This is a genomic window from Bradyrhizobium sp., assembly GCF_019242285.1.
Lineage (GTDB): Bacteria > Pseudomonadota > Alphaproteobacteria > Rhizobiales > Xanthobacteraceae > Bradyrhizobium.
Genome location: NZ_JAFAVV010000237.1, coordinates 1 through 7,025 on the forward strand (window position 1 = coordinate 1; position 7,025 = coordinate 7,025).

At 64.6% G+C, this 7,025-nt stretch carries 8 protein-coding genes; 6 read left to right on the forward strand and 2 right to left on the reverse strand.

What is annotated here, in order from left to right:
- The 4 genes from JOY90_RS09110 to JOY90_RS40085 form a co-directional block, all read left to right on the forward strand.
- Positions 1–199, forward strand: a 199-nt coding sequence (locus tag JOY90_RS09110; RefSeq protein WP_291690812.1) for a hypothetical protein, incomplete at its 5' end; no start/stop codon positions are given.
- Positions 200–221: 22 nt separating this feature from the next.
- Complete coding sequence (tcuA, locus tag JOY90_RS09115; protein WP_291690813.1) at positions 222–1,706, forward strand: FAD-dependent tricarballylate dehydrogenase TcuA; 1,485 nt, start codon at positions 222–224, stop codon at positions 1,704–1,706.
- Positions 1,707–1,729: 23 nt separating this feature from the next.
- Positions 1,730–3,220 (forward strand): MmgE/PrpD family protein, encoded by a 1,491-nt coding sequence (locus JOY90_RS09120; protein WP_291690814.1) that lies wholly within the window; start codon positions 1,730–1,732, stop codon positions 3,218–3,220.
- A gap of 60 nt (positions 3,221–3,280) precedes the next feature.
- On the forward strand, positions 3,281–3,589 hold the full coding sequence (locus JOY90_RS40085; protein ID WP_367276902.1) for a hypothetical protein: 309 nt from the start codon (positions 3,281–3,283) through the stop codon (positions 3,587–3,589).
- 47 nt (positions 3,590–3,636) lie between these two features.
- Here the strand turns inward: JOY90_RS40085 and JOY90_RS09130 are convergent, their stop codons facing one another.
- Positions 3,637–3,996: a hypothetical protein gene (locus JOY90_RS09130; RefSeq protein ID WP_291690815.1), complete on the reverse strand. Its 360-nt coding sequence runs from the start codon at positions 3,994–3,996 to the stop codon at positions 3,637–3,639.
- A gap of 225 nt (positions 3,997–4,221) precedes the next feature.
- Positions 4,222–5,151: a LysR family transcriptional regulator gene (locus JOY90_RS09135; RefSeq protein ID WP_291690816.1), complete on the reverse strand. Its 930-nt coding sequence runs from the start codon at positions 5,149–5,151 to the stop codon at positions 4,222–4,224.
- 147 nt (positions 5,152–5,298) lie between these two features.
- Here JOY90_RS09135 and JOY90_RS09140 point away from each other — a divergent pair, with 147 nt between their 5' ends.
- Positions 5,299–6,336, forward strand: a complete 1,038-nt coding sequence (locus tag JOY90_RS09140; RefSeq protein ID WP_291690817.1) for a class 1 fructose-bisphosphatase — start codon at positions 5,299–5,301, stop codon at positions 6,334–6,336.
- Positions 6,337–6,345: 9 nt separating this feature from the next.
- Positions 6,346–7,025: phosphoribulokinase (locus JOY90_RS09145; RefSeq protein WP_291690818.1), on the forward strand; the 680-nt coding region annotated here is incomplete at its 3' end.

Below are 7,025 nucleotides of genomic sequence, written 5' to 3' on the forward strand. Positions count from 1 at the left end.
CTCCAACGCCTACGGCTTCTCCGACGTTGCGGTGGCCGGCACCACGGCGCTTGGCGGCGAGGGGACGTGCAGCGTGATCGGCCGCGACGTCCGCCTGCCGGTGCGCGACGCGGCGCTCGTGAACGGCATGCTGATCCATGGCCTCGAAACTCATTCCGCTGTCGAGATCGCCGCATTGCTGCGATCCCAAACAAAATGATCGCTCCAGGAGAAGAGAAAATATGAGTCGGTATGATGTCATCGTTGTCGGCGCCGGCAATGCTGCCCTGGCTGCTGCGGTATCCGCAACGGAGAACGGCGCGGAACGCGTGGTCGTGATCGAGAAGGCGCCGCGGGAGATGCGCGGCGGCAACACGCATTGGAGCGGAGGCGTGTTGCGGTTCGCATTCGATGATCCCCGCGAGATCGGCGAGTTGCTGCCCGGCATCGAGGACGAATTCGAGAATTTCTACGACGGCATCTCGCCCTATCCGAAGGAGGATTTCCATGGTGACCTGATGCGCGTGACCAGCGGACGCACCGATCCGGTGCTGTCGAAGCTTCTGGTCTTCAATTCGTTCGAGACCGTGAAGTGGATGAAGCAGGTCGGCGGCATCAAGATGGAGCCGGCCATCACGCTCTCGGCGGTCAAGAAGGATAACGTCATGGTGTGGGCGCGTGGCCTCGTCGTGCGCGCCGAGCATGAAGGCGTTGGCCTGTCGCGCAGCTGGTTTGCGACGGCGGAGCGGCTCGGCATCGAAATCCGCTACGGCACAGCGGCTATGGAATTGCTCATGGGCGATGATGGCCGGATCCGCGGCGTCAAGGTGCGCGATGACGATGGCATCTCGGTGCTGAACGGGAGATCGGTGGTGCTCGGCTGCGGCGGGTTCGAGGCCAATGTGCAGATGCGCACTCAGCATATCGGCCCGCTGGTCGGCGCGGCCAAGGTGCGGGGAACGCCGCACAACCAGGGCGACGGCCTGCGCATGGCGATGAATGTCGGCGCCATGCCGTGGGGGCAGTGGAGCGGCTGCCACGCGACGCCGATCAGCGCCGAGTGGGGCGACTTCGCGCCGCGGGAGCTCACCGACCGCAGCAACCGCCTGAGCTATGTCTACGGCATCATGCTCAACCGCAAGGGACGGCGCTTCGTCGACGAGGGCGAGGACGGCGCGCTCTTCACCTACGCCAAGTTCGGCCGCGCGATTCTTGCGGAGCCCGGCGCCAAGGTCTGGCAGATATTCGATTCCCGCGTGGTTCACCTGCTCGAACCGCGTTACCAGACCAGCAAGCCAATCACCGCCAACACGCTTGAAGATCTGGTCGAGCAACTCGACATCGACGACAGGGCGCACGCCCTCGATACGATCGACGAGTACAACGCGCATGCCCGCGAGATCGACGACGGCTTCGATCCGACCAGGAAGGATGGCCTCTCCAGCAGAGGGCTCGCGCTGGAGAAGACCAACTGGGCGCTGCGGATCGCCAAGCCGCCGTTCTACGCCTACAGCGCCACCGGCGGCATCACCTTCACCTTTGGCGGTCTGAAGGTCAACGAAGAGGCCCAGGTCATCGGCACCGATTGGCGGCCGATCAAGGGCCTGTTCTGCTGCGGCGAAATGGTCGGCGGCCTGTTCTACGACAATTATCCGGCCGGCACCGGCCTGGTGTCTGGTGCGACTTTCGGGCGGATCGCTGGACGGAACGCGGCGGCCGCGGGTTGATGCAGGCAGTCGGGAGAACGAACATGAGTGGAGCATCCATCGCGCCGAATGAGAGTCCCACCGGGATCACGCTGCTGCAGCAGCTCGCGCAGCGGGTCCTCGCCTTCGACAAGCGTGAGTTGACCAAGAAATCGGTCGCGCAGGCCAAGGCCTGCCTCATCGATACGCTCGGCGTGACGCTGGCGGGGCTCCCGGAGCCCTGCACGCAGATCCTGCTCAAGACCCCCGGCGTTGCGGCATCGCGGGGGCCCGCGCTGATCTTCGGCACCGCACGGCGGACCAGCGCACTCGATGCCGCGCTGGTCAACGGCACGGCCTCCCACGCGCTCGATTTCGACGATTTCAGTGGCGTGATGGGCGGCCACCACTCGGTGCCGCTGGTCTCGGCGCTGATCGCGCTCGCCGAAGAGCGCGGCGGTACTGGTGAGGACATCATCGCGGCCTACGTGATCGGCGTCGAAGTCGAAATCCGGTTCGCGCGCGCGGTCAATTTCCATCACTACGACAAGGGCTGGCATCCGACCGCGACGCTCGGCGTCTTCGGAGCTGCCGCCGCCGCCTGCCATCTGCTCAAGCTCGACCCGGCGCGGACGACGATGGCGCTGTGCATCGCGGCCTCGCTCGCCTCTGGGCTGAAGGCGAATTTCGGCACCATGACCAAGCCGCTGCATATCGGCCAGTGCGGCCGCAACGGCCTGCTCGCGGCCTTGCTGGCCGAGGGCGGCTTCGACGCGGCGACCGACGTGCTGGAGCATGCGCAGGGCTTCCTGAACGTCTTCAATGGACCCGACATGTTCGACGCCGAAAAGCTGTTCGAGAACTGGGGCGCGCCCTGGGAGATCGAGGCCAGCTCGGTTGCGCTCAAGCAGTTTCCCTGCTGCGGCAGCACGCATCCCGCCATCAACATGGCGCTGGCGCTCCGGCGTGAGGAGAAGATCGAGGTGGCCGACATCGCGGGCATCGCGGTGATGCCCCACGGTCGTCGTCTGCGTCATACCAACACGCCGCACCCGCAGTCATCGCTTGAAGCCAAGTTCAGCGTCCAATACGTCGTTGCTCGCGCGCTGCATGGCGGCATCCTGCGGCTGAAACATTTCGAGGGCGACGCGCATGCCGATCCCGAGATCCGGCGGTTGCTGGACCTGACGACGGCAAGCCCGCATCCCGATATGGCCGATGATGCACAGGAGCAGTGGGGCGCGGAAGTCATTGTCACGTTGAATGACGGCCGAAAGCTGTCGCGGCGTGTCGACAATCTGGTCGGCCGCGGCGGCGACAATCCAATGGACGCCGGCGAAATGTGGGATAAGTTCAGCGATTGCGCTGCCCGTGGTCTTCCGCGCGAACAGGTCGCGCCCCTGTTCGAACGGCTCGAGACCTTCGAAAAGATCACGGACGTCGCGCACCTGACTCGGCTGCTCGAGGTCAGCGAATTGTATCGGGCGCCGGCCAGGAAGATTGTCTTTGCGCCACGTGGTGTGCAGGAAGCTCCCGAAACGAACTGGGTGCCGTGACACCGGAAGGCTGCCTCACGGCAATCCGGCGGCAGCGCTTCACTCGGCGCGATTCTCGGCGTGGTATTCATCACCGTGTTCCAGGAAGGTCTGCAAGAGGTCGGCACCCAGATCCTGCGCAATGCGCATGAGGCAGGCGGCGTGATCTTCGCCGCAACCAACGTCGCGCTCGGCGTGAGCATTCTGCTGGTGCTTTGCGACTATGGCTATGTCATGGATGGCGGGCGCATCGTGCTGCATGGAACGCGCGCACAGCTCGAGAGCAGCCAGGATGTGAAGGAATTCTATCTTGGCTTGTCGCTCGGCGAGGGGCGCAGGAACTTCCGCGAAGTCAAGCATTATCGCCGCCGCAAGCGGTGGTTGGGGTGATTCATGGACGGTGCTGGCTCGTGGCGCAGTCCGGGCAATGTCGAATGTCAGCTCCGCCGTGCGGTCCAGTAGCCGGAGCAGCGAGCGCCACCCGAATACCCGCTCCAGGTCCCGCGACCCGAAGCGGCAGACAGTCTTCCCGTGCCGGAAGCATATTTGTCCTGCACGGTCACGGAAGCGCGAACCACGCCCGACGGCGCCACGCGGCCTCTGAACTTCACGAGATTCGGATGGGTGACGATGCCGTTATAGATGTTAACTGAAAAATTGTAGGTTGGATCGCACGCGCCTCTTTGCGTCACAAACACCAGGTCCCAGGGTCCGTCGTAAGCGGACCGCGCTTGCGCGACGGAGGCCAACGCGAGGATGCATCCTGCGGTCGTCGCAGCCAGCATGAGCTTCTTCATCGCAACCCCTCCATGTAGGCGTGATCTACTTGCGGCATCTTTGCGCGAGCCATCTCGTTGATCTGGAACAAGAAGTAAGGTGATCGGGCCGCGCGCCGTCCATCGATATGGTGCCGGCCGCATTTCGCGGAAATGGCTTGATGCAGCTCTCAACTGATTTTGAAGCCGAGGTGACCGTCGCATGCGCCGGCTCTACGTCGCGGATGCGATCGGCGGCCGTCATGATCAGCGTGCGTTCGGCAGGAAGCGCGAGCCTTCCTTGCCGAGAAAATCGAGCATCGCTTGCGCGGGCGGCAGCAGGACCCTGTCGGCGCGGCGGATCGCGTGCCATTGGCGCATGACAGGCAGGCCCGAGACCTTGAGCGCGACCAGGCGCCGCCCGGCGAGCTCATGCGATACCGTGTGCTGCGAGATGAAGGCGATGCCGAGGCCGGCGATCACGGCCTGTTTGATGGTCTCGTTACTGTCCATCTCCATGCCGATTCGAGCTTTCAGGCCGCTGGTCTGGAAGAACCGTTCCATCAGCATGCGCGTCCCCGACCCTTGCTCGCGCGTGATGAAGGTTTCGCCGGCCAGATCGGCGGCGGCGAGCTTCCGCTTGCCGCCGAGCCGATGGCCGGAGGCGGCCACGATGATGTGCGGGTGGTTGCCGAGCGGGCGCATCTCGACCTCGAGATCGGCCGGCGGCTGGCCCATCACGGCGATGTCGAGGTCGTAGCCGCGCAGCGCGTCGCGGATGTCCTCGCGGTTGCCGATCCTGAGCGTCACGTCGATCCGCGGGAAGCGTTCCGAGAAGCCGGCGATCATGAAGGGTACGAAATATTTCGCAGTGCTCACCGCGCCGATCGAGACCCGGCCGCCGCTGCGGCCTGCGATCATGTCGAGCGATTGCTCGCAATCGAACATGGCAGCTTCGATCCGTTCGGTCAGGCGCTGAACCTCGCGTCCGGCGTCGGTGAGCCGCATGCCGTCGCCGGTGCGTTGGATCAGCGGCAGGCCCGCAAGCGTCTGCAGATTGCGCAATTGCAGCGTCACCGCGGGCTGCGTGAGATGGAGCTGGTTGGCAGCAGACGTGATGGAGCCCTCGGCCTGCACCGCAGCGAGCGCGCGGAGCTGGCGCAGCGTCAATTGCCTGGAGAAGCGTCCCGCGGCCATCAGGCCTCCATAAGAAAAACTTGTGTCCGGTCAAAGATATTAAAATTTCACTAATTGCGCAATCCGGGCGTTGATGGATGAAGCGGCGGCCGGGGAGCTGTCGCGGGATCAAGCCCCTGAAGAGGGCGCGATCGGAGGGAGCGACACGTGGATCATCGTCCGACCTTGCATTGTCATCTCTCCGGCGGCGGCGCGGAAACTTCGACGCGAACGGCGGCCGTGTTGGTGATCGAAGCGTTGGCGAAGGCCGCTGTCGATCTCGCCGCGATCATCGCAGCCGGGCCGTTGGCCGGCATCACCGGCGCGGCTGGTGCGATGAACCCCGACGGCGATCGGCAGAAGGACATCGATCTTGCCGCTGACCGCTTGATGCGAGAGGCGCTTCGCACCGCGCCCGTCGCCGCGGTGCTGTCGGAAGAGGGAGAGTTGCCGCAGACTCTCCACGAGGCTGCGCCGCTCTGCGTTGCGATCGATCCGCTCGACGGCTCGGCCAATCTGGAGAACAACATCTCTGTCGGCACCATCTTCTCGATCCGGCCCAGGGCGCGGGACACTCTCTCGACCTTCTTCGAGCCGGGCACGGCGCAATGTGCTGCTGGCTTCTTCATCTATGGACCCCAGACCATCCTGGTGCTGGCGCTCGATCGGCGGGTCGACTGTTTCATACTCGATCCGGCGGCGCGGGAATTCGTGCTGCTCAAGCGCGGCATCCATGTGCCTTCCGACACGCCGGAATTCGCGATCAATGCCTCCAACCGGCGGCACTGGAGCAGCGCGGTGCGCGCCTATATCGACGATTGCCTGGCCGGCGCGAACGGCGAGCACGGCCGCGATTTCAACATGCGCTGGATCGGCTCGCTGGTTGCCGAAGCCTATCGCATTCTGGTTCGCGGCGGGATCTTTCTCTATCCGGCCGACTCCCGGCCCGGCTATCGCGAGGGCCGTCTCCGTCTGCTCTACGAAGCCCACCCGATCGCGTTGATCATGGAATGGGCCGGCGGTGCTGCGAGCAGCGGCCGCGCCCGCATCCTCGAGCTCTGCCCGCGGACGCCGCACCAGCGCGTGCCGCTGATCATGGGCGCGCTTCGCGCCGTGACCGACGTCGATGTCATTCACCAGGGCGTCGAGCCCTTGTTCGAGAGCGGCGATGCGCCGCTGTTCGCGCGCCGCGGCCTGTTCCGGTGAGAGGCTGAGATGTCACGTCGTCATCCCATCATATCGATCACGGGCTCGTCGGGCGCAGGCACGACGTCGGTGAAGAGGACCTTCGAGAACATCTTCCGGCGCGAGAACGTCAAGGCGGCCTATGTCGAGGGCGACGCCTTCCATCGCTATGACCGCGGCGAGATGCGCCGGATGATGGTGGAGGAGGCCGAGCGCGGCAACAAGCATTTCAGCCATTTCAGCCCGGAGACCAACCTGTTCGGGGAGCTGGAGAAGCTGTTCCGCGACTACGGCGAAGCCGGTACCGGCACTGCGCGACACTATGTGCATGACGACGAGGAGGCGCGGCTGTATGGCGGGCCGCCCGGCACCTTCACGGCCTGGGAGCCGCTGCCGGAACATTCCGATCTCCTGTTCTACGAAGGCCTGCATGGCGCGGTCGTCACCGACAGGGTGAACATCGCCCAGCACGCCGATCTGAAGATCGGCGTGGTGCCGGTGATCAATCTGGAATGGATCCAGAAGCTGCACCGTGACCGCCAGGACCGGGGCTATTCCACCGAGGCGGTGACCGACACGATCCTTCGCCGCATGCCTGATTACATCAACTATATCTGTCCGCAGTTCACCGAGACCGACATCAACTTCCAGCGCGTGCCGACCGTCGATACGTCGAATCCCTTCATCGCGCGCTGGATTCCGACCCCTGA

Bases quoted from the DNA above. Each gene is read 5' to 3' on its own strand.
- JOY90_RS09135 (WP_291690816.1), bottom strand. From the start codon at position 5,151: ATGGCCGCGGGACGCTTCTCCAGGCAATTGACGCTGCGCCAGCTCCGC.
- JOY90_RS09120 (WP_291690814.1), top strand. From the start codon at position 1,730: ATGAGTGGAGCATCCATCGCGCCGAATGAGAGTCCCACCGGGATCACG.
- JOY90_RS09130 (WP_291690815.1), bottom strand. From the start codon at position 3,996: ATGAAGAAGCTCATGCTGGCTGCGACGACCGCAGGATGCATCCTCGCG.
- tcuA (WP_291690813.1), top strand. From the start codon at position 222: ATGAGTCGGTATGATGTCATCGTTGTCGGCGCCGGCAATGCTGCCCTG.